This window comes from Mycolicibacterium wolinskyi str. Jessa 2025 (genome assembly GCF_049241375.1).
Lineage (GTDB): Bacteria > Actinomycetota > Actinomycetes > Mycobacteriales > Mycobacteriaceae > Mycobacterium > Mycobacterium wolinskyi.
This window is the reverse complement of record NZ_CP185960.1, coordinates 577392-600461: the sequence shown is the minus strand read 5'-3', so window position 1 is coordinate 600461 and position 23070 is coordinate 577392. Positions and strand designations below refer to the sequence as shown.

At 65.3% G+C, this 23070-nt stretch carries 19 protein-coding genes and 1 tRNA gene; 11 read left to right on the top strand and 9 right to left on the bottom strand.

The annotated features are described in order from the left end of the window. Position 1 precedes the first annotated feature (1 nt). Positions 2-1783 carry an N-acyl-D-amino-acid deacylase family protein gene (locus ACOI2T_RS03110; protein ID WP_409502608.1) on the bottom strand — a complete coding sequence of 594 codons (1782 nt, stop codon included), beginning with the start codon at positions 1781-1783 and terminating at the stop codon, positions 2-4. 62 nt (positions 1784-1845) lie between these two features. Next, the gene (locus ACOI2T_RS03105) at positions 1846-2787 is read right to left on the bottom strand and encodes a GDP-mannose 4,6-dehydratase (RefSeq protein WP_409502607.1); all 942 of its coding nucleotides are present in this window, start codon (positions 2785-2787) and stop codon (positions 1846-1848) included. A 56-nt stretch (positions 2788-2843) separates the two neighbouring features. On the opposite strand from ACOI2T_RS03105, the gene ACOI2T_RS03100 reads away from it, so the two are divergent. From ACOI2T_RS03100 to ACOI2T_RS03085, 4 genes are all read left to right on the top strand, one after another. After that, positions 2844-4592, top strand: coding sequence for a hypothetical protein (locus ACOI2T_RS03100; protein ID WP_409502606.1), 1749 nt, complete (start codon positions 2844-2846; stop codon positions 4590-4592). Positions 4593-5478: 886 nt separating this feature from the next. Continuing rightward, a complete protein-coding gene (locus tag ACOI2T_RS03095; RefSeq protein ID WP_409502605.1) occupies positions 5479-5751 on the top strand; it encodes a BrnT family toxin in 273 nt (90 codons plus the stop codon). Between the two features lie 3 nt (positions 5752-5754). Further along, positions 5755-6138, top strand: a complete 384-nt coding sequence (locus tag ACOI2T_RS03090) for a YlcI/YnfO family protein (RefSeq protein ID WP_409502604.1) — start codon at positions 5755-5757, stop codon at positions 6136-6138. A 61-nt stretch (positions 6139-6199) separates the two neighbouring features. Continuing rightward, complete coding sequence (locus tag ACOI2T_RS03085) at positions 6200-6880, top strand: hypothetical protein (RefSeq protein ID WP_409502603.1); 681 nt, start codon at positions 6200-6202, stop codon at positions 6878-6880. 235 nt (positions 6881-7115) lie between these two features. On the opposite strand, the gene ACOI2T_RS03080 is transcribed toward ACOI2T_RS03085, so the two are convergent. Further along, a complete protein-coding gene (locus tag ACOI2T_RS03080) occupies positions 7116-7313 on the bottom strand; it encodes a hypothetical protein (protein WP_409502602.1) in 198 nt (65 codons plus the stop codon). A gap of 222 nt (positions 7314-7535) precedes the next feature. On the opposite strand from ACOI2T_RS03080, the gene ACOI2T_RS03075 reads away from it, so the two are divergent. Genes ACOI2T_RS03075 through ACOI2T_RS03060 form a run of 4 tightly spaced genes read left to right on the top strand, consistent with a single transcriptional unit; the run spans position 7536 to position 11876 of the window. Continuing rightward, complete coding sequence (locus tag ACOI2T_RS03075) at positions 7536-9806, top strand: TPR repeat domain-containing protein (RefSeq protein WP_409502601.1); 2271 nt, start codon at positions 7536-7538, stop codon at positions 9804-9806. Between the two features lie 38 nt (positions 9807-9844). Further along, entirely contained in the window at positions 9845-10624 is a 780-nt protein-coding gene (locus ACOI2T_RS03070; protein ID WP_409502600.1) for a hypothetical protein, read from the top strand. Positions 10625-10644: 20 nt separating this feature from the next. Then, positions 10645-11010 carry a carboxymuconolactone decarboxylase family protein gene (locus tag ACOI2T_RS03065; RefSeq protein ID WP_409502599.1) on the top strand — a complete coding sequence of 122 codons (366 nt, stop codon included), beginning with the start codon at positions 10645-10647 and terminating at the stop codon, positions 11008-11010. After that, positions 11007-11876, top strand: a complete 870-nt coding sequence (locus tag ACOI2T_RS03060) for an alpha/beta fold hydrolase (protein WP_409502598.1) — start codon at positions 11007-11009, stop codon at positions 11874-11876. Before ACOI2T_RS03065 ends, ACOI2T_RS03060 begins: the two co-directional genes overlap by 4 nt. 96 nt (positions 11877-11972) lie before the next feature. On the opposite strand, the gene ACOI2T_RS03055 is transcribed toward ACOI2T_RS03060, so the two are convergent. Both ACOI2T_RS03055 and ACOI2T_RS03050 read right to left on the bottom strand, forming a co-directional pair. Continuing rightward, positions 11973-12045, bottom strand: a tRNA-Thr gene (locus ACOI2T_RS03055). A gap of 55 nt (positions 12046-12100) precedes the next feature. Next, a complete protein-coding gene (locus ACOI2T_RS03050) occupies positions 12101-13312 on the bottom strand; it encodes a DNA polymerase III subunit delta' (RefSeq protein WP_409502597.1) in 1212 nt (403 codons plus the stop codon). A gap of 81 nt (positions 13313-13393) precedes the next feature. On the opposite strand from ACOI2T_RS03050, the gene ACOI2T_RS03045 reads away from it, so the two are divergent. After that, complete coding sequence (locus ACOI2T_RS03045; protein ID WP_409502596.1) at positions 13394-15001, top strand: adenylate/guanylate cyclase domain-containing protein; 1608 nt, start codon at positions 13394-13396, stop codon at positions 14999-15001. Here ACOI2T_RS03045 and topA read toward each other — a convergent pair. The 3 genes from topA to ACOI2T_RS03030 all read right to left on the bottom strand — a co-directional run bounded on the left by topA (position 14998) and on the right by ACOI2T_RS03030 (position 18819). Continuing rightward, entirely contained in the window at positions 14998-17814 is a 2817-nt protein-coding gene (gene topA, locus ACOI2T_RS03040) for a type I DNA topoisomerase (RefSeq protein ID WP_409502595.1), read from the bottom strand. The genes ACOI2T_RS03045 and topA overlap by 4 nt on opposite strands. A gap of 103 nt (positions 17815-17917) precedes the next feature. Further along, positions 17918-18511, bottom strand: a complete 594-nt coding sequence (locus ACOI2T_RS03035; protein WP_085143223.1) for a hypothetical protein — start codon at positions 18509-18511, stop codon at positions 17918-17920. Positions 18512-18615: 104 nt separating this feature from the next. After that, complete coding sequence (locus ACOI2T_RS03030; protein WP_003882601.1) at positions 18616-18819, bottom strand: cold-shock protein; 204 nt, start codon at positions 18817-18819, stop codon at positions 18616-18618. A 298-nt stretch (positions 18820-19117) separates the two neighbouring features. Between ACOI2T_RS03030 and ACOI2T_RS03025 the strand changes: the two genes are divergently transcribed. After that, positions 19118-21472 carry a DNA 3'-5' helicase SftH gene (locus ACOI2T_RS03025; RefSeq protein WP_409502594.1) on the top strand — a complete coding sequence of 785 codons (2355 nt, stop codon included), beginning with the start codon at positions 19118-19120 and terminating at the stop codon, positions 21470-21472. A 269-nt stretch (positions 21473-21741) separates the two neighbouring features. Then, positions 21742-22767: a PAS domain-containing protein gene (locus ACOI2T_RS03020; RefSeq protein WP_409502593.1), complete on the top strand. Its 1026-nt coding sequence runs from the start codon at positions 21742-21744 to the stop codon at positions 22765-22767. Here ACOI2T_RS03020 and ACOI2T_RS03015 read toward each other — a convergent pair. Then, positions 22764-23054, bottom strand: coding sequence for an Rv3654c family TadE-like protein (locus ACOI2T_RS03015; protein WP_409502751.1), 291 nt, complete (start codon positions 23052-23054; stop codon positions 22764-22766). The two genes, ACOI2T_RS03020 and ACOI2T_RS03015, sit on opposite strands and share 4 nt — an antisense overlap. Positions 23055-23070 lie beyond the last annotated feature (16 nt).

Genomic DNA, 23070 nt, shown 5'->3' with positions numbered 1-23070 from the left:
GTCAGACAGGTGTTTTCAGGGGCGTCTCGGAACCCGCACGCAGGTAGCGACCCGACTTCACGGTCTCACCGTAGCCGTCACGGAACTCGCCGTTTCGGAACACCACCGCGCCGTTCACGGCGGTCGCGACGATCGCCTCGTCGTTGCGGTTGACCATCCGGCTCAGGCCGCCGTAGAACGGCACGGACTCTTCGTGATAGGCATCCACGTCGTCATTGAGACCCTTCGGGTCGATCACCACGAAGTCGGCACGGTCACCTTCGCGCAGCGTTCCCGCGTCGACGCCGAACCAGTCGGCGACCTCGGCCGTCAACCGGTGCACGGCACGTTCGGTGGTGAGGAACGGCCGGCCGGCCAGCTGCGCATCGCGGACCCGCTTGAGCAGCCGCAGCGCGTAGTTGTAGAACGCCATATTCCGAAGGTGCGCACCGGCATCCGAGAATCCCATGTGCACCGACGGTTCCTTGGCGAGCTTGTCGAGCTGCTTGGGCCGGTGGTTGGCGACGATCGTGGTCCAGCGGACGTTGCGTTCACCGTTGTCGACCAGCACGTCGAGGAAGGCGTCGAGAGGGTGGATGCCGCGCTCGTCGGCGATCTGGCCGAAGGTCTTGCCGATCAGCGTCTCGTCGGGGCACTCGACGATCGTGGCGTCGTGGAAGTCGCGGTGCCACAACGTCGGTCCGAGCTTGCGGCGGTCGAACGAGCGACGGAACCGGCGCCGGTACTCGGGGTCGGCCAGCAGTTTGTTGCGCTCGAGTTGGTCGCGCAGGTGCAATGCCGCCGTGCCGGCACCGAACTCCTCGAACACCGGCAGATCGATTCCGTCCGAATACAACACGAACGGAACGGGCAGGTGCTGGAAGCGCACCTTCGCGTCGAGGATCCGGTTGAGCAGGCGCGTGCCCGGGCCGAGCACATGCACGGCGCCCGGCGAGGACTTGGCGTCGGCCGAGACGAGCAGGCTCATCTTCACCCCGCGGCGGCGGCCGAACAGGCCGCTGCTCTCCAGGAAGAAGTTCAGTGCCTCTTGCGCTTTGGCGACGTTGGGCGCGCTCTGGAGCATGCGGCCGCGCTTGCGCAGCACCTTGATGAGCCGCCTGCGTTCGCGCCAGGTGGCGAAGGTGGACGGCAGCGCCCGGGAACGGAAGCGGTCGCCGTCGAGTTTGTCGATCGCGGCGTCCATGCCGGACATGCCGAGCATTCCGGCGTCGAGCGCCTCGTCCAGTTTTTGGGCCATGGTCTCGAGTTCGGCGTCGGTCGGCGTCACACCGCGGGTGGTCGCGCGGTCCAGTCCGAGTACCGAAGCCCGCAGGTCTGAATGTCCGAGCAGCGACGCGATGTTGGGCCCGAGCGGCAACTCGTCGATGGCCTTGACGTACTCGGCCGGGTTCGACCACGTCTTGTGTTGCTGTAGCGCGCCGAGCACGTACTGGCGCGGCACCGCCTCGACGCGGCTGAACAGATCGGCAGCATCCTCGGTGTCGGCGTACACCGTCGACAGCGAGCACATGCCCAGCAGCACCGTGGTGACACCGTGCCGCACCGATTCGCGCAGGCCAGGATCGAGCAGGATCTCGGCGTCGTAGTGGGTGTGCACGTCGATGAACCCGGGGATCACCCACTTGCCCGAGGCGTCGAGAACCTCGGGACACCCGGTTTCGTCGAGCGGCTTCGCGGACACCGCGGCGACCACCCCGTCGCGAATGCCCAGCGTACGGACCTGCGGCGGCTTGCCAGTCCCGTCGAACCAGAGCCCGTTGCGGACGATGACGTCATAGGACATGGCGAACCTCCCTGTTCGGTTGCCGCCACGCTAGCGCAGAAAGTGAGTACTCACAATCTTTTCTACCGAGGGTTGTTGCGGAAGAAATCAACCGTCTTCTCGACACCGTCGGCTAGCTCGACCGCCGGCTGCCAGCCCAGCACCGTCCTGGCACGGCTGATGTCGAGCTTCGAGCGCCGCAGGTCACCCAGGCGCGGCGGGTAGAACTCCGGCTCGTCCGCGGCGCCGACGGCCTTCGCGATGGCCGAATGCAGTTGGCGCACCGAGGTTTCCACGCCGGTGCCGACGTTGAACCGCTGTCCTCCGCCCTCGGTCCCGGACGCTTTCACGAACGCGTCCACGACGTCGTCGACGTACACGTAGTCGCGGGTGTCGCTGCCGTCACCGAAGATCTTCGTGGGCCGGCCGGCCAGCAACGCCTGCGCGAAGATCGCGACCACACCCGCTTCACCGTGCGGATCCTGGCGCGGCCCGTACACGTTGGCCGGGGCGATGTGCGAGCAGTCGAGGTCATAGAGGTTGCGGAACATGTTGAGGTACACCTCGCCGGCGACCTTGCTCGCCGCGTACGGCGACGCCGGATCGGTGGGCATGTCCTCGCTGGTCGGATAGGCCGGCGGGGTGCCGTACACCGAGCCGCCCGACGATGTGTGCACGACCTTGCGGACACCGGTCTGCCGGGCTGCCTCGGCCAGCCGCACCGTGCCGACGACGTTGACCGTGGCGTCGAGCTGCGGATCGTCCACCGAGCGCTTCACCGAGATCTGGGCGGCCAGGTGGAAGATCACCTCGGGCTTGATCTCGCCGAGCAGTCCGATCAGATCGGCGTCGACGATGTCGCCCTTGACGAACTCGAAGTTCTTGTCGTTGTCGGCGTCGCTGAGGTTGTCGACGCGGCCCGTGCTGAGGTCGTCGAGTCCGACGACGCTGTGCCCGTCCGCCAGCAGTCGATCCACCAGGGCCGATCCGATGAAGCCCGCGGCTCCTGTCACCAGTGTTCGCACGGGCACACCATACCGACGGCGGCTGTGGCGCACCTTTGTCCGTACAGTCGGCAAGAGTGAACTGGGTTGCCCGTACCGCCGCCGCGCTGATCGCGCTGCAACTGGTGGTCCGGGCGGTGCTGGCTTTCGGGGGCTATTTCTACTGGGACGACCTCATCCTCATCGGCCGGGCCGGAACCCAGAGTCTGTTCTCGCCGTCCTTTCTGTTCGACGATCACGACGGCCACGTCATGCCCGCGGCGTTCCTGGTATCCGGCGCCGTCACCCGGCTGGCGCCGTTCTCGTGGGTATGGGCGGCGTTGAGCCTGATCGTGCTGCAGTTGCTGGTCTCGTTGGCGCTGCTGCGGGTGTTGTGGGTGATCCTCGGCTGGCGCCCGGTGCTGCTCGTGCCGCTGACGTTCGCGTTGTTCACGCCGCTGGGCGTGCCCGGGTTCGCGTGGTGGGCGGCGGCGCTGAATTCACTGCCCATGCTGGCCGCGCTCGCCTGGGTGTGTGGTGAGGCCGTGCTGCTCGTGCGCACCGGGCGGCCGCGTCATGCGGTTTTCGGTGTGCTCGTGTACTTCGGCGGGCTGTTGTTCTTCGAGAAAGCTGCGGTGATCCCGTTCGTCGCGTTCGCGGTGGTGGCCTTGCTGGGGTATGTCACGTCGACGTTCGGCCTCGCCGACGTGTGGCGACGCGGCGTCCGGTTGTGGGTGGCGTGCCTGGTGCTGACGGTTGCCTGGATCGGGGTGTACCTCGTCGTCGTCGACCAGAAGCGCTGGAGCTTCGACGTCGGCATGACGTGGGATCTGTTGAGCCGGTCGGTGACGCACGGCATCGTGCCCGGGTTGGTCGGTGGACCGTGGTCGTGGCAGCGGTGGGCGCCGGCCTCGCCGTGGGCCACGCCGCCGGTTGCCGTGATGGTGTTGGGGTGGGTGTGCCTCGCGGTCGCGGTGGCGGTGGTGCTCGTCCGCAAGTCGCGGATCTGGCCGGTGCTCGCGGTGGCCGCGGGCTATGCGATCGCTTGCCAGATACCTATCTATCTGATGCGCTCATCGCGGTTCACCGCGCTGGAGTTGGCGCAGACGCTGCGCTATCTGCCCGATCTGGTGATGGTGCTGGCGATTCTGATGGCCGTCGGGTTCTGCGCGCCGAACCGGTCTGCGCGGTTCTCGGCATCGCGTGGGCGGACTTTCGCGGTGGTCGGCGTCGCGGTGTTGTTCGTGGCAAGCAGCCTCTATTCGACGGCGACGTTCCTGCGGGTGTGGCGTGACAGCCCGGTGCCGTCGTACTTGAACAATGCGCGCGCCAGCCTGGCCGCCACGTGGGATGCACCGCTGCTGGATCAGGAAGTCGATCCGTTGATCCTGCAGCGCGTGGCCTGGCCGGAAAATCTGGCCAGCCATTTGTTCGCCCTCGCCCGGCCCAGACCCGAATTTGCCTCGGCGACAACAGATTTGCGGATGTTCGACCGGACCGGCACGCTGGTCGACGCGAAGGTGACGTGGGTGCGCACGATCGTCGAAGGGCCCGAGCCGCAGTGTGGTTTCCTGGTGCAGCCCGACGCCCCCGTCGTCATGCCGCTCGACGGCCCGCTGCTGCCCGCGGACTGGACCGCCGAGATCAACTACCTCGCCAACAGTGACGGGTCGCTGACGATGTCGCTGCCCGAAGGACCCGAGACCAAGGTGCCGGTGCGGCCCGGGCTGAACCGGGTGTTCGTGCGGCTGCCCGGGGCGGGCCAGCAGATATCCGTGCGGGCGAACACCTCGGCGCTGTCGGTGTGTATATCTCCAGGGCCCGTCGGATTCCTGGCACCGAGGTAGCGAAGTGTCGGTGATACTTCATCGGTGAGCCTGCTGGACGCGTTCCACACGACGTGGTCGCAGGCACGTGAGACGTTCGGTAAGGGTGATCCCGACGACGGTTTGCGTTCGATCAGCGGCCCGGCGGTCGGCTTCGGCGGCTGCGCCCGCACCGGCGCAAGCAGCCCCAGCGCTTTCGGAGCGACGTGGATGTGGTCCTGGTGCGGGTCGAGCCTCCGGACGATGCGGTTGAGCGCCCGGCAATCCTGCGCCTCACGATGCGTCCCGGAGGGTTTCGGGAGCAATCGGCAGGCGGCCGATCGTTCCGGCGCCGGCCTGCAGGTTGATGCGCCAGCTGTCAGGATCGGCGTTGTTGGGAACGCCGCCGGCCTTGCCGCAGGCGGCGTACCGGGATGCGGTTGCAAGGTTCGCAGACTCGTAGGTGTTTCAACGGCATTGGCCAGACTCCGTGGACTGAGGGCTGATTCAGGGCGCTTCCTCGGAGCGGGGAAGCTGATCGCAGAGCCAGTCCAGTCGGCGCTGGCTGGTGCACACGTCGCATCCGACATGCCAGTTCCCGTAGGGGATCTCATGCTCGGGTTGACGAGCCGAGCGAGGCGTCGCCGGGCCAGGGTGGCGTCAAGGCCGGAAAGGAATTGAGGGGGGCGGGTTTGATTGCGGCCATGGTGACCCTCGATCCGCTAAACGAGGCAACGCTGCCCGCAGGGGTGCGTGACGGCGTCCAGAAATGCGAAATGCGCCACCGAGTTGTAGAGACACGTGTAGCGCGAGACCCCCTGCCGGATGTTCTTGATGGCGGCAAGGACATCGTGATGCGTGTCGGTGCGGCGTGTGATCGCCCGTCCGACCACTAGCGTATGTATTACAGTTGTAATACACTAATGGCATGGCGATCACCTGGGAGAGCGACCGGGGCGAACACCTCGCGCGTCACGGCGTCACCATCCCCCAGGCCGAAGAGGCGTTCTACGACGTCGACGCCGTCGTCATCAACCCCGACTACGCCAGCAAGTCAGGCAAGAGCGTCCGCACCATCGGCTACTCGCCCAGCTTCGGCGACCTGCTGGCCGTCATCACCGTTCTGCACGGAGGCAACACCTACGGCGCAACCGCGTTCCGCGCCGAGGGACGCGACCGCCGCTACTACGAGGAGGCATAGAAGATGAGCAGCAAGGAACTGCACGCACTACTCGATGAAGAGGCCGCGGCCGCCGAGGCTGCGCGCAACCAGGATGATGACGCACCGCTGCCACCGCATGTGAAGGTGAGCCGGCCAAACCAGGCCCGCAGCAAGGTGCTACAGGTGCGCCTGACCGATGACGAAATGGCGACGGTGGAAGCGATCGCGAAGGCTCGAGGTCTACCGCCGTCGACGTTGGCTCGGGACTGGCTGCTGCAGAAGATCCGAGAGGACCAGGCGCAGCCGGGAACTGCGGCCGCATTGATTGACCAGGTGCTGTCAGCGGCAACGCAGTTGCGGGACCTACAGTGCGCCAGCGCGATTTCGCCTCTGGGGGTCCACGCCAGCACGATCAGCCCGACCTGATCGCTCACGGCCTTAAGTCAGCCTTCTAAATCATCCGAACCCGGAGACGCTGGAGCGGCATATGACAGATGACGACGATTCATGGGACGACATAATCGACGCTGCCGGGGAGCAGGTCGATAAAATCCGAATAACCATTGCGTCGCGCTACGAAGAAGACTCGCCTCTGTTTGTCGGACCCGAAGCACCTTTACTCGAAGCTGAGAATGGCTCACGTCGGCTACTTGCCGCCTACGTCGAACTACCCTGCGGAACTCAACGCGTTAATCGAAGCGCCCTCAGCGAACGAATTAGGAAGCTCGCCGCGGCCACCGCAGACGAATCAGCACCGACTCCGCCGGCGACCAACGTCCACACCGAGGTCATCCCCTCTGGAGGCGGATTTTTTGCCGACCAAGCTCTCCAGTTCGTTATCGACCTAGGTGACAATGCGTGGGACGGGATAGTCGGTGCACTCGCGTACGACTGGCTCATGAGAGCCCGCCAGAAGCTGGCAAAACCGCTCAAAGTTCCCGAAGCAGAAGTGAAACTACTGCGACACCAAGAAGCGATACAGAAGGGCCAAGATGCTATTGCAGAGCGCTTTGAGACAGCCAAGGATGAGCTCGGACCTGGGCCTGCAGTGATCGGAGAGTCATCCGTCAGCATCGTGTTCACGACCAAAGACAAGGCGAAGACGTTCGTCGTTCACTTCGAAATGGACACCGCAGGCAACACAGAAATAACCGTCATGCAGCTGTGAGCCGATGATGGTGATTCTCTGCCGATAAATGCTCACTACGTTCGGGGGCGACGGTGTCGCCCTCGGTATGTGCGCCGTCCTGATGTGCGCAGTAGCAGCGCATCGCAATTGGTGCATTCGGCGCCGTTGGCGTACATGAACCAATGGTGTCTGAAGCAGTCACCGGGCTGTCTCACTACGAGTGTTGATTGCTGGTGAACCGGGACCGCTGAGTCCGTGCGCATGGCTATTCTCACTACGTCAGGGATCTGGCGAGAACGGATTCGACTGTGTGCCCGTTGATCGTCATCTTCGAGGCGAGGCGCTTGGCCAGCGCGATCGCGTCGTCGAGGCTGTGGCGGTATGTCTGCTTGAACGCGTCGGTCCGGCTCGACGGGTTGGGTTCGTAGCGTTGCCGTCCTGTTTTCGAGTAGCAGTAGGCGCCGTTGGTCACGCACCAGCGGTCGCCCGGGCCGCGCCATTCAATGCAACCGAAAGACGTTGAGCCCGAGTCGCAACAACAAGCTCCAGGCCAGCACACCTTGCTTCCCGGGCACCATCGCCCGGGACGATGTCGACTTCCCGATGCAACTCGAGGCATAGCCGCCGATTAGTGTCTCTGCCGTAGCTTGACGTCGGCGATACTGAGGTTAGCTGTCCTGGCGAGGGGGTTTCCGTGAGTGCGCTTGATGGGTTCTATTCGACGTGGAACAAGGCCCGCGAGACGTTTGGGCAGGGCACTCCCGACGACGGCACCCAGTTCGACGGTAGCTCACGGCTGATGGAGATGAAGGCCAACGTCGACGCTGCCGCACCCGATGACCGCTGGCAAGGCTCCGGATCCCAGGCCTACGCGGCGGCCAACAAAGAACACGCCGCGGTGTACGAGAAACTCGCCGAACTCGACAAGAAGATGGCCGGCGAGGTCAAGAAGGCCGCCGATGTGGTGACTGTGGGACGGATCAACCTTGATACGTCCAAGGGCTGGGTCGAGAGCATGGTCAACTCACTGCCTGCCGGCCTGTCCGACACTGATCGCGAGAACAAGTTGATCCCGATCGCCAAAGCGGGCATCACCAAGGTCGACGACATCGTCAAGTCGGCCACCGACGACATGACAACCATCAAAGGCAACGTCGACAAACTCAAGGGTGAGTACGAGACGCTCACCAAACAGAAATTCGGGCCAGGGACGGAAAGACCCGACGAGAACAAGGACGGCAAACCGGATTCGATTTTCGGGATTGAAGACGATCCAGAGGCACGCAAGCGCGCGGAGGAGGACGTGCGTAATGCCCTCGCCGGTGACCAAGAAGCGGCAGGTCGGGTCGAAAGTGTTCTCGATTCATTGAGCCCTGAACAGCGTTCTGGAGCCGAAGACCTATCGTCGGAGCAAGGGTCCTACGTCAGCCAGCTCAACGCCCAGATGAAGGGCATGTCCGTCGAAGAACTCCATCGGGCAGAACAGCGGCTGGGCGACCACAAAGACATCATCGGCGATTCCTGGCAGCTCATGAGCAGCGACGACATCTGGTTCCCGACCACAGAGACCGAAGTGGGTGCATTGGACGACCCAGCCCACCGGACTAAGGGAGGTTTCGATCAGCTGCCAACAAGTGTGCAAGACGCGATACGGAATGCGGATTCGGTTTGGCATACCGAAGAAGGCAACCATCTATTTAATGCTGGTGAGCTAAGCAAGATATCTGAAATCGTCCAAGATGGCGACAAATCCCTGCAAACTGGCACCGAATTGGACCGAGAACTTATCCGCGCCGCCGACCGCATAATGGATTCGGATGCGAGCGCCCCGGCGCCAGTCGTCCAAGACATTTTCGATGCAGTAGGGAGAGATCACCAGATCGTTCATGATCATGTTGTCTATGGCGACGATCCAGATGACTTTCTAAACGATGTGAACCGAATGGAATGGACGGACAACGGAACCGCGGCCGGTTCGTTGTTCAGCTGGACAAACGAATCGCACGCAGGTACAGAGGAAACGATTGCCGCCGCAACAGCCGAGAAGTATGCCGCCTATATAGGCAATCATAAAGATCCCCTCATGGACATAAACGGCCAGACGGTTGGCCAGTTGAATCCAGAGCTGGTGCAGGCTTATGCGCACGGATTAGCTCCTTACGTCCCAGACATCGCCGGATTGTCCAATGCCGAGAAAGGCGACCCATTCGGCCCGATAGAAAACGAGGGAGCCGCTGAGCGGTCGGTCGCAAAGGGCATTTACTCGGTGCTCGCCACAGACAAGGATGCGTATGCGGAATTCAAAGGCGCCACAAATGCGAATGTGATGGCTTTGAGCCAATCATGGGCAGCAGACGCGAAGGATGGCACGGTTCCCGAGTTTGACAAACGCCTCTCCGATTGCGCGACATTAATGGCACTCGATTCAGTCGGTACTACAGAGGCTGTAAATAGGCTCCATTTAAATGCCCAGGAACTATACGATCAGAAAAAGGCCGCCTACGAAATTGGCCTTAAAATGCTGGCCGGTGTTGGTGGCGCAGCCCCTGCGGTCGGACCGGGACTTGGCCCGAGCGTGGACGTCGTAGGAACAGCTATGGAGAACATGTTCTTAGGCCCTGAGCCGAAAGACGGGTACGCGCCCGCAACCGTAACTCCTATGTTTGCAGAGGATCCAGCCCGCTTAGCCCTGAACGCCCTTTATGCCCAGGGAGCACAAGTCCAAGGAATTCCCGACAATTGGCTGGTTGATGTTCCCGTCGACCCAAATAATCCCGATGGACCAACGGTCAAACAGGTACAAACATTTGATGCCCTTAATCGCGCATACGAGGTGAGCCATGGTGATATGCAGCAGGACCTCAACGAAGTTTTGAATACGATCGTCGGCGAAGACGACAATCCGACGATAGCGATGATTCTTCAGTATAATGGAATTGCCGAGAATGCCGTACCAAACTCCTAGGGATCATGAGATATTCACGAGCGCTTGTATGCTGCCTGTTGATTGTTAGTAGCGTTGCCGGATGCCGCTCCGATGGCGGCCGCCAATCAGGCGATCTTGGATGGCCGGAAATCTTCAAGGAGCTTCGAATCCAGTGGAGCGCCGAACCCGGTATCGAACTAGTATCTGGTGTGGCGGTGCCCGCACGTGCTTACTTCGAGTCGAGGCTGCTGCTCCAATTTACCGGCGATCCCAACTATGCGTACCCTGGGTTTAGCGAGGCGGTCGCCCCCAACGAAGCAGCAGATAGCCCGAACATCGCCGCTCGCGATCGTCGGCCAGATCTGACGAATAACGAGTCGTCGCGGACCACAGTCGGCAATATTCGATTTCATGTTTTGTCGGATGAAGAAGCGCAAGGCACAACCACCGTTACCATATGCCGATACATTTATGCGGCGGGGGAACAGCGCAACGCGGACAACTTCGTCAGCGTCGTCGACTGGGGTCCCTCGGAAAGTCGGGGGATAACCGCAATGCGCGCGATGATCGCGCCTGTAAGTGAACCGACTGATTTTTCTGAACCTCAAGCTGGCCCGGAACCATCGCCTCGAACGGATGTATTTAAAGGTTGGAAGGTCACCGGGTTTCTTGCGTCGTCAGGATCCGACTATGTGAGCCAAGCATGGCCGGATTATCAAGCTGCGGACGCTGCGTGTCTCAAGAAGGCTCCCGATCCAACCGAACGACGCGAGTTTCTCACCACTGGCGAACACCCGCGCAGCGACTTCCCCACGTCACCACCAAGCCCCGGCTGGCCGGAGGCCCCAACCGAATAACCATGCCAAAGCTGGCACGCATGACAGATGTCCGTGAAGTGGGTCTTCAGGTCTTTCGTGAGCTGCTGCCGGAGGCGGTGCCGGAGAACGTCGAAGGGGATGGCTCATTCGGTGATGAGTTGTTGGGTATCGGGATCGACAACATCTTCGGCCGGTTGTGGAGTCGTGAAGGCCTGAGTCGTCGTGATCGCAGCCTCGTCACGATGGGGATCCTGATCGCCTCGCGCGCGACCGATGAGTTCGAGGCGCATGTCATGATCGCCCGCAACAATGGCCTCACCGAAGACGAGATCGCCGAGGTCATCTATCACGCCAGCGGCTATGCCGGATTCCCGAACGCCAACTCCGCGATGAAAGTGGCCAAACGGGTACTAGAAGAACCGTGAGCCCCGTAACCCACCACCGGATCACCGTCGACGGCGTCGACACGTTCTACCGCGCAGCCGGGCCCGTTGACGCCCCGGTCCTGCTGCTCCCCCACGGCTACCCGGCCTCGTCGTACGTCTATCGCAATCTCATGGCGAGCTTGAAAGACTGGCGGACAGTCGCTCCGGATCTCCCCGGATTCGGTTACAGCGCAACGCCTTCCGTCGATGACTTCGGCTACACGTTCGCCGCCTACAGTGAGTTCCTGCAGAGCTTCGTCGATGCCATGGGCCTGGACCGCTATGTGATCTGGTTGCACGACTACGGTTCTCAGTTCGGGTTCCAACTCGCCATCGCCAAACCGGAACGCGTCGCGGGCCTGATCATTCAGAACGGCGACATCTACGAAGACACGTTCGGCCCGAAATACGACTTCCTCAAGGAGTCGTGGAACAACCCCGGGCCGGACGCCCGGCGCAGGATCGCCCAGCACGTGACGCTGCACGGCTTCGAGACCGAGTTCCGCGGTGAACTACCCGCCGACGTGGCGGACCGCATCAGCCCCGACCTGTGGACCTTGCACTGGTCGCTGATGTCGACGCCGGAGCGCATCGCGAACCTGATCCGGCTCCTCGAAGACCAACCCAACACGCTGCAGTGGTTCCCCGCCGAACAGGCCTACCTCCGCGAGCACCAGCCGCCGGCGTTGATCGTGTGGGGGCCACATGACGGCTACATGCCGGAAAAATCGGCCAGGGCATATGAGCGTGACCTGCCCGGCGTGCCGATCCATCTGCTCGGCGGCGGGCACTGGCTGCTGGAGACCCATCTCGACGAGGTGCTGCCGCTCGTCGAAGGCTTCCTGACCCAGGTTTACGGCGATTGACGGTCCCACTGTCACGGCAGAGTGGCGGTGGATGCCGAGAGCCACTCTCGCGTGACAATCACGCCGCGGACGCGCCGCAGAAGCGCAAAAATATTGAGCCGCCCAGGGGAATCGAACCCCTGACCTATTCATTACGAGTGAATCGCTCTGCCGACTGAGCTAGGGCGGCGTGCTCGGCGAACCGGGCGGGACGAGTCTACGGCAGACGCCCGGCACCGCCAAAGTCAGTTCCCCCGCAGCGCCTGCCCGACGGTGGCGACCATCGCGTCGACCGCGAATTTCGGCTTGACGTTGACGGCAAGGGCTTCGCGGCATTCGAGCACCGCTTCGATGCAGCACAGCAGCTTGTCGGGCGGTGCGTGAGCAGCGAGCGCCGCGACTTTCTCGGCCATGTCGGGATGGTTGGCCGTGACGGCAGATGCACCCGAGGACACCAACAACGCATCCCGGAAGTAGGTCGCCAAGTCGATGAGCGCCCGGTCCAGCGCGTCGCGTGATGCGCGCGTCTGGCGGGATTTCTGCCGCTTCTCCAGCTCTTTGAGCGCACCGGCGGCCCCGCGCATCGTCGCGGCGGTGCCTTTACCGGTGCCACCGGCGCCGAGCGCGGTCTTGAGCTCCTCGGTCTCGGTCTCGTTGCGCCCCGCGGTCAATGCGAGGGCCTCCGCCTCGGCGACCGCGACCATCTCTTCAGCGGCCGCATACGCCCGTGACGGCGTCGCGGCATCCCGGGCCAGCCCGAGGGCCCGTTTGCGGCGCTCACGGGCCTCAGGATCGGTCGCGAGGCGGCGCGCCCGGCCGACGTGGCCCCCGCTGACCGACGCCGCCCAGCGCGCGTCCGCCTCGGGCAGCCCGTCACCGGAGATCAGCACGTCGGCGATGGCGTCGACCGACGGTGTCGTCAACGCCACATGCCGGCACCGCGACCGCAGCGTGATCGCGATGTCCTCGGGATCCACCGACGGCGCGCACAGCAGGAACACGGTCGACGGCGGCGGCTCCTCGACCACTTTGAGCAGCGCGTTGGCCGCGCCCTCGGTGAGCCGGTCGGCGTCCTCGATCACCACGATCTGCCAGCGCCCGGTTCCGGGCCGCCGCGACGCGATCTGGACGATCTCGCGCATCTCCTTGACCGCGATGGACAGCCCTTCGGGCACGATGCGCCGCACATCGGCGTGTGTGCCGGCCATCGTCGTCGTGCACGCGCGGCACTGCCCACACCCCGGCACCCCGTCTGACGTGCACTGCAGCGCGGCCGCGAAACACAGCGCCGCCACCGAGCGGCCCGAGCCGGGCGGGCCGGTGATCAGCCACGCGTGTGTCATCGTCCCGGTCGCCGTACCGTTGTGGGCAGAGTCACCACGAGCGGCCGCAGCCGCGGCCACCAGCTCCTGTTCGACCGCGTGCTGGCCCACCAGACGCGAAAAGACACCGCTCATCACCGCCAACACTAGTGGTCAAGCCGACACAACCTCCTGACAGCGGCGCTGAACGTCCCCGCGGCCCGATACGGTAAACGGGTGACCACGCAGCCCATCCCCATCGCGCGAATCGGTGCATTCGCGCGATGGGTGGCGCGTACGCCGTGGCCGGTGTTCACCCTGGGCATGCTGCAGGCCGACATCATCGGCGCGCTGTTCGTGCTCGGCTTCCTGCGGTTCGGCCTGCCGCCGGAGGATCGCATCCAGCTGCAGGACCTTCCCGCCTACAACCTGGCGATCTTCCTGGGCTATCTGTTCGTGTCGTTCATCATCGGCGCGTATCTGAGCCTGCGGCTGCTCATCCCGGTCATCCGCTGGCAGCGGCGCGACACGCTGCTGGCCAAGGGCGACCCGGGTATCACGGCCCTGGCTCGCGCCCGCGCGCTCAAGATGCCGTTCTACCGGACGCTCATCAGCGTCACGAACTGGTGCCTGGGCTCGATCGTGTTCATCGTGGCGAGCTGGCCGGTGGCCAGCCAATCCGCACCCGTCGTGGCCGTCGCCACCGCTCTGGGGGCGACCGCGACGGCGATCATCGGGTATCTGCAGTCCGAGCGCGTGCTGCGGCCGGTCGCGGTGGCCGCACTGCGCGGCGGGGTGCCGGAGAATTTCCGTGCGCCAGGCGTGATCCTGCGCCAGGTGCTCACGTGGGTGCTGTCGACGGGCGTGCCGATCCTGGCGATCGTGCTGGCCCTGGTCGCGAGCAAGTTCTCGATCCTGACCGCCCCGGCCGACCGGCTCACGACCCCGATCCTGCTGCTGGCCGTCGCCGCGCTGGTGATCGGGCTGTCCGGCACGGTGCTGGTGGCGATGTCGATCGCCGATCCGCTGCGCCAGCTGCGCTGGGCGTTGGGCGAGGTGCAGCGCGGCAACTACAACGCGCACATGCAGATCTACGACGCCAGCGAGCTCGGCCTGCTGCAGGCCGGCTTCAACGACATGGTGCGCGATCTGGCCGAACGGCAGCGGCTGCGCGATCTGTTCGGCCGCTACGTCGGTGAGGACGTGGCCCGTCGCGCTCTGGAACGCGGCACCGAGCTGGGCGGCCAGGAACGCGACGTCGCGGTGCTGTTCGTCGACCTGGTGGGTTCGACGCATCTCGCGTCGACGATTCCGGCGGCCGACGTGGTGAACCTGCTCAACGAGTTCTTCCGCGTCATCGTCGACACCGTCAACAAGCACGGCGGGTTCGTCAACAAGTTCCAGGGTGACGCGGCCCTGGCCATCTTCGGCGCGCCCATCGAGCATCCCGACGCCTCGGGTGGGGCGCTGGCCGCCTCCCGCGAACTGCACGACGAGCTGGTCAAAGTGCTGGGCACCGAGACCGAATTCGGCATCGGCGTCTCGGCCGGCCGCGCGATCGCCGGCCACATCGGCGCGAAGGCCCGATTCGAGTACACGGTGATCGGCGACCCGGTCAACGAGGCCGCCCGGCTCACCGAGCTCGCCAAGCTGGAGGAAGGCCACGTGCTGGCCTCGGCGATCGCGGTGAGCGGCGCGCTCGACGCCGAAGCGTTGTGCTGGGACGTCGGCGAGATCGTCGAGCTGCGCGGGCGCACCGTGCCCACGCAGCTGGCCCGGCCGGTCAATCTGGTGTTGCCGCGCGACCTCGCGAACGACATCAGCCAGAGCGACCTGACGGGCTAAGCCTTCTTGGCGGCTTTTTTCGCCGGGGCTTTCTTGGCGGGCGCCTTCTTGGCCGCCTTCTTCGCGGCTTTCTTCACCGGCCCGCGGGCACGGCGATCGGCCAACAGCTCCGACGCCCGCTCGTCGGTGATCGACAGCACGTCGTCGCCCTTGCGCAGGCTCGCGTTGGTCTCGCCGTCGGTGACGTACGGCCCGAAGCGGCCGTCCTTGATCACCATGGGCTTGCCCGACGCCGGATCGGTGCCCAGCTCACGCAGCGGCGGTGCGGCAGCCGCCTGACGGCCACGGCGCTTGGGCTCGGCGTAGATCTTCAACGCCTCGTCAAGCGTGATGGAGAAGATCTGATCCTCGGTCGCCAACGAACGAGAATCCGTGCCGCGCTTGAGGTATGGGCCGTAGCGGCCGTTCTGCGCGGTGATCTCCTCGTTGTTGGACGGGTCGACACCCACCACCCGTGGCAACGACAGCAGCTTGAGCGCGTCCTCGAGCGTCACCGTCTCGATGTCCATCGAGCGGAACAGCGAACCCGTACGCGGCTTGGGACCCGTCGGCTTCTTGCCCTTCTTGGCCGGGGTGCCCGCCTCGGGATCCTCCGGCGGTTCGGGCAGCACCTCGGTGACGTACGGCCCGAATCTGCCGTCCTTGGCGACGATTTCGTGTCCGGTCTCGGGGTCGACGCCCAGCGAGCGGCCCTCTTGCGGTGTGGCGAAGAGCTTTTCGGCGAGTTCGAGCGTCAGCTCGTCGGGCGTCAGCTCGTCCTTGAGGTTGGCGCGCTGCGGCTTGAGCTCACCGGGATTGTCCGGATCGGCGATCATGCGCTCCAGGTACGGACCGTTGCGGCCCACCCGCACCACGATCGCCCGGCCCTCGGAATCGTCAAAGAGCTTGATGGAGTTGACTTCTCGCGCGTCGATGCCTTCGAGGTTGCCACCAACCAGCTTCTTCAGACCACCGGCGCGCGCGATCGAACCCTCGACGCCGTGATCGCCGCCGAAATAGAAGTTGTTGAGCCAGTTGGTCCGTCGCTCCTGACCGTTGGCGATCTCGTCGAGCTCGTCCTCCATGGCGGCGGTGAAGTCATAGTCGACGAGCCGGCCGAAGTGCTGTTCCAGCAGGCCGACGACGGCGAACGCCACCCACGACGGCACCAGGGCGCTGCCCTTCTTCTGCACGTAGCCGCGGTCCTGGATGGTCTTGATGATCGAGCTGTAGGTCGACGGCCGGCCGATACCCAGCTCTTCGAGGGCCTTGATGAGCGAGGCCTCGGTGTAGCGCGCGGGCGGGCTGGTCTGGTGCCCGTCGGCGGTCAGGTCGGCGGCGTCCACGCGCTGACCCTGCGTGAGATTGGGCAGGCGGCTCTCGGCGTCGTCGGACTCGCCGCCGGCCAGCTCGTCGATGCTTTCGACGTAGGCCTTGAGGAAGCCCGGGAACGTGATGGTGCGGCCGGACGCGTTGAAGACCACCTGCTCGCCCGAGCGCGCGGCCCCGGCGATGCGCAGCGACAGCGTCGTGCCACGCGCATCGGCCATCTGCGAGGCGACGGTCCGCTGCCAGATCAGCTCGTAGAGCCGGAACTCGTCGGTGTCGAGCTGCGCGTGCAATTGGCCCGGCGTCTGGAACACGTCACCGGCGGGCCGGATGGCCTCGTGCGCCTCCTGCGCGTTCTTCACCTTGCGGGTGTACTGGCGCGGCGTGGGATGCACGTACTCGTCGCCGTAGAGCTGGCGGGCCTGGTTGCGGGCGGCGTTGATGGCCGACTCCGACAGCGTCGTCGAGTCGGTACGCATATAGGTGATGTAGCCGTTCTCGTACAGCCGCTGCGCGATGCTCATCGTGCGCTCCGAGGAGAACCGCAGCTTGCGGGCGGCCTCCTGCTGCAGCGTCGAGGTCATGAACGGCGCATAGGGCCGACGGGTGTACGGCTTCTGCTCGACGGAGCTGACGGCCAACTGAGCGCCCCGCAGGCCCGTCGCGAGCGCCCCGGCGCTGGCCTCGTCGAGCACCAGCACCTCGTCGGGCTTCTTGACCTGGCCCAGCGAGTCGAAGTCGCGGCCCGTGGCGACCCGGCGGCCGTCGACGGTGTTGAGCTTCGCGGTGAACTTCGGCGGCGTGGCCTGCGGATCGGACACGCTGGCGTCGAGCTCGGCGGTGACGTCCCAGTAGCCGGCTGTGCGGAACGCCATGCGCTCGCGCTCACGCTGCACGATGATGCGCGTGGCCACCGACTGCACCCGGCCCGCCGAGAGCTTCGGGGCCACCTTCTTCCACAGCACCGGGCTGACCTCGTAGCCGTACAGGCGGTCGAGGATGCGCCGGGTCTCCTGCGCGTCGACGAGGTCGTTGTCCAGGTCACGCGGGTTTTCGGCGGCGTTGCGGATCGCAGGCTCGGTGATCTCGTGGAACACCATCCGCTTGACCGGGATGCGGGGCTTGAGGGTCTCCAGCAGGTGCCAGGCGATCGCCTCGCCCTCGCGGTCACCGTCCGTCGCGAGATAGAGCTCGTCGACGTCCTTGAGCAGGCCTTTCAGCTCGGTGACGGTGCCCTTCTTGTCCGGGCTCACGATGTAGAGCGGTTCGAAATCCGCATCGACGTTGACCCCGAGGCGGGCCCACGGTTCGGATTTGTACTTCGCGGGCACGTCGGCAGCGGCCCGCGGCAGGTCACGAATGTGGCCGCGCGAGGACTCGACGATGTAATTGGAGCCGAGGTAGCTGGCTATTTTGCGTGCCTTGGTCGGCGACTCGACTATTACGAGTCGCCGGACATTACTCGTTCCCCTGCCGCCACCGCGGTCCAGGTCGTCGCCAGCCAACTGTGCCTACGCTCCACTTCTTTAGCTGTCCCGCCTTGCGAGACAACTGCCAATTTCGCATTCCGCGAGATCCTACGCAAACTGGCTCTCCGCTCACGCACTATTAAATACGTGGCCAATGCGCTAACGCCGCGGCGTCCCCCGGCGGTTCCCCCACGTTCTCGACCAGGCGCGACAGCCGTCGTCGACCACTGATCCGCAACGCAGGGCGCGAGCCGCGGGTGCCGATCAACGTCGGTGCGATACCCACTCGCATCATGGCCGATGCCAGCGGCGCGTGGGTGTCGGGGGCATGCGGATCCAGTCCGAGCAGATAGCGGTCGTCGGCTTCGGGCGTTCCGGCCGCCAGGGTCCACGCCCGCAACTCGCGCGATCCGGGCAGCCACTGCACGGGCACGGTCTTCACCGCGCCCCGCGTCCAGTCCCGCGCGATCGGCACCAGCTGCGGATCGAGCGCGGTACGCACCAGCGGCGTGTTCTCGTCGGTGCGGGCGATCTCGGGCTCGAGACCGGCCTGCGCGATCATGTCGGCCAACCCCTGGGCACGCCAGGGCTCGTCGACCACCACCGAAATCCGCGCCGCCTGTTCGGTGGAGCTACCCACCAGAACGATTTGTCCGGGGCCGGCCAGCATCCCGGTCAGGTCGGGTACCGCGGGCGGCACCGACTCGGCCGAGAAGAACGACAGCTGGCTCACGAATCGACACTAGGCCAGCCGAGGCCCCAAAAACGAGAACACCCCCGCGGTGTCCGGTGCGGGACTCTCGCGGAGGTGTCTGCGTTGAGTTTTTGTTGCTTGGCTCAGATGGCCCGAACACCCGTGGCCTGCGGCCCCTTGGGGCTCTGGCCGACCTCGAACTCAACCTTCTGGTTCTCCTCCAGGGTGCGGAAGCCGCTGCCCTGGATTTCCGTGTAGTGGACAAACACGTCCGCCGACCCATCTTCGGGCGCGATGAAGCCGAAGCCCTTCTCCGCGTTGAACCACTTCACAGTTCCCTGTGGCATTTCTTGATCTTTCCTTCTCTTCTTACCGGGTGCGGTCCACCGACTTCCGGCGTACCGGGCCCGTTCCGACCGCCATACCTTCGTGGAGTCGTCGGAACTTGACCCGACCTACAACCCTCGCAGGAACCGCGATCGCAACGACGATCCTGCGAGTGCGAGTACAAACACAGAAGCTGCGACCGTCGTAAGTCAATCATGTTCAGGGCTGCCGCGACAGTCTCGACTTGCAGTGTGTGGTGAACAATTCGTTTACAAACCCGAGCAGGCCCCGCCGGGATGGATGACAGGAGGTCGCGACGTGTCGGATCGGGGGCTGGATTTCGGCCGTGAGCTGCTCGCTTGCGCGGTCGAGGGCACGCCGGCCGACGAAGAACCGCTACGCCATGTCGCGGATTTACCTCCGCGTCAGGGCAAACCCCTCACCTGGCCGGACTGGGCACACCCAGATGTGGTGCGCGCGTTGCATGATCGGGGCATCACCGCGCCGTGGTCGCACCAGCTCGAGGCAGCACAACTCGCGCACGACGGACGCCATGTCGTGATATCGACGGGCACGGCCTCGGGGAAGTCGCTGGCCTATCAGCTGCCGATCCTGTCCACCCTCGCCGCCGATCCACGGGCCCGCGTGCTGTATCTGTCGCCGACCAAGGCGCTCGGCCACGACCAGCTGCGCACCGCGCAGGCACTGACCGAAAGCGTCACCGCGCTAGGGGATGTCGCGCCCGCGCCCTACGACGGCGACAGTGCGCAAGAGGTGCGGCGATTTGCCCGCGAGCGGTCGCGGTGGATTTTCTCCAACCCCGACATGATCCATTTGTCGCTGCTGCGCAACCACGCCCGCTGGGCGGTGTTCCTGCGCAATCTGAAATTCATCGTGGTCGACGAATGCCATTACTACCGCGGCATATTCGGGTCCAACGTGGCAATGGTGCTGCGCCGGTTGCTGCGGTTGTGCGCGCGGTATTCGCCCGACGAGGCAACGCCCACGGTGATTTTCGCGAGCGCCACCACCGCCGCGCCCGCCGAGACCGCCGCCGAGCTGATCGGCCAGACCGTCGTCGAGGTGACCGAGGACGGGTCACCGCAGGGTGCGCGCACGATCGCCCTGTGGGAGCCGGCCCTGCTCGCCGACCTCACCGGTGAGAACGGCGCCCCGGTGCGGCGTTCGGCCGGCGCGGAGGCCGCGCGGGTGATGGCCGACTTGATGACCGAAGGCGCGCGGACGCTGACGTTCGTGCGGTCGCGGCGCGGCGCGGAACTGACCGCGCTCAGCACCCGGGCCCGGCTGACCGAGACCGCGCCCGATCTGGCCGAGCGGGTGGCCTCCTACCGCGCCGGGTACCTCGCCGAGGATCGGCGCGAACTCGAACACCAACTGGCCGACGGCCGCCTGCGCGGCCTGGCCACCACGAACGCGCTCGAGCTGGGCATCGACATCGCCGGCCTCGACGCCGTCGTCATGGCGGGCTTTCCCGGCACCGTCACGTCGTTCTGGCAGCAGGCCGGGCGGTCCGGACGACGCGGCCAGGGGGCGTTGATCGTGCTGATCGCGCGCGACGACCCACTCGACACCTATCTCGTCCACCATCCGGCCGCGCTGCTGGACAAGCCGATCGAACGCGTCGTGATCGACCCGACCAATCCGCACGTCCTCGGCCCCCAAATACTCTGCGCTGCCGCCGAACTCCCCCTCACCGAGGCCGAGGTGCGGCGGTGGGACGCCGAATCGGTGGCACAGTCCCTAGTCGACGACGGGCTGCTGCGCAAACGACCGAGCGGGTACTTCCCCGCCCCTGGCGTCGATCCGCATCCCGCCGTCGACATCCGCGGCTCGATCGGCGGCCAGGTCGCCATCCTCGAAGCCGACACCGGCCGCATGCTGGGCAGCACGGGCGCCGGGCAGGCTGCTTCGTCGGTACATCCCGGCGCGGTGTATCTGCATCAGGGCGAGAGCTATCTGGTGGATTCGCTGAGCTTCGAAGACGGCGTCGCGTTCGTGCACGCCGCCGATCCCGGCTACACGACGTTCGCCCGCGAACTCACCGACATCGCGGTCACCGGCCCCGGCGAGCGAATGACGTTCGGCCCGGTCAGCGTTGGCCTGGTGCCGGTTTCGGTGACCAACACCGTCGTCGGCTATCTGCGCCGGGCCTTGGACGGCGAGGTGATCGACTTCGTCGAGCTCGACATGCCGACACAGACGCTCGACACCATGGCCGTCATGTGCACCATCACGCCAGAGGCACTGCAGGGCAACGGCATCGACCCGCTCGCGGTTCCCGGATCATTGCATGCGGCTGAGCACGCCGCGATCGGCCTGCTGCCGCTGGTGGCCAGTTGCGACCGCGGCGACATCGGTGGGGTGTCGACGGCCGTCGGACCGGTCGACGGATTGCCAGCGATCTTCGTCTACGACGGGTACCCGGGCGGCGCCGGATTCGCCGACCGCGGCTATCGGCGGCTGGCGACGTGGTGGGGCGCGACGGCCGCGGCGATCGAGGCGTGCGAGTGCCCGCACGGCTGCCCGTCGTGCGTCCAATCGCCGAAATGCGGGAACGGCAACGACCCACTCGACAAGTCGGGCGCGGTGCGGGTACTCCGCCTGGTGCTCGGCGCGCTGAGCGAATCCCAGCGCGACCCCCGACCGCGTTGACGACCGACCCCTCGACGGCCGACTACACGGATCGACATGAACTTCGGGCACGCCGAGCACACAGGCGTTGCGATGAACGGTCGGACAACGCGATCCGTTCCCAATCCCGGAGGCCGGGTGCAGTGGCAAATTACGTGAACTCACTCATGTTTGCAACTCCTGATCGCTCGGCGCGCCAGCTCGAAGGCACCGGAAGCGGCGATATGGTGCGGATTTCGTCGTCCTAAGGAGTGCGAACGACGACCTTACCGCCGGGTAAAATAACGCCCATGACCCACGACTGGCTGCTCGTGGAGACACTGGGCAGCGAGCCTGTGGTGGTCGCACGGGGCTCTCAAACGAAGAATCTCGTTCCGATAAGCGCGTTTCTACGCCGAAATCCGAACCTGATGGCCATCCAGAGTGCGATTGGCGAAACCGTACGCGCAGGTCAAGGCCTGTCCAGCATCACCCCGAAGAACGACCGCGTAATCCGCACCGAAGTGGTGCAGATGACCGACGGGCGCATTCACGGCGTGCACGTGTGGATCGGTCCGCTCCACGTAGAGCCACCGGAACGCCCGATCCCCGGCCCTCTCAAATGGGACCTCTCGACCGGCATCGCGACCGATACTGCGGAATCCATACGCAACAGCGGGCTGAACCCGGAAACCGAGGCCACCGAAGGGCGCGCGTTCGCCGATGATCTGCCGACGCGCGACCTCAATCCGAGCGAGGCCAAGGTGTTGTCGATGACGATCAAGCCGCAACCCGGCAACACGATCTGCACGACGTGGGACGTCACCGATTTCCGGGGTGAACCGATCACGGTGGGCTTCGTGGCGCGCGTCGCGCTCGAACCCCAAGCCGATGGCCGCGACCGGTTGATCTGCCGCGCGATGAACTGGCGCAGCGATCGCGTGGGACCCGCCGTCCCGGTGGACTACCTCGCACAGCGGATCCTCGACGGGCTCGCGCAGCCCGGCGTGCACCGCGCGCTCGTCGACCTCAACAACTGGAAATTGCTGAAGTGGCTCGACGAGCCGGCGCCGTTCTTCGACTGGCGCAGCCGCGAAGGCGGCCCCGCCCGTATCCATCCGGCCGACGCACGCCACATGGTCACGATGACAACCGAATTCGCGAGCGGCGTCACCACTGCCGTGTTGCGGATGCGGACGACCGACGGCGGCTGGTGCCCGGTGCACATGACGATCAACCGGGTCGAGCTGGAACCCGACACCTTCGCCGGGCTGCTCGCGTTGCGGCTGCCCACCGAAAGCGAGATCGCCGCGGCCGACCTCGACGAGGTGGACTAGGTCTCGACCGGACCCGCGCGGGCCACGGCACGAGCCGAGCCCGTGCCGAAGCGGCCGAGGCTGACTTGCACCTGCACGTCGAGCACCACATCGAGTCCGTCGACCCGGCACGCGGTGACGCTGGTGCGCATCGCCGAAGCGATCTCGCTCGCCCGAGCGCACGCCGCCGCCGGCCCGCCCGCCACGACGCCGGCCGCGGCGAGCGCCGCGAGATCAGCGGCCGCCTGCGCGCGATGACGAGCGATCACGGCGGCCCCGAGATACGCGGCGCCCGTCGTGAAGGCCAGCAGGATCGCGATCAGC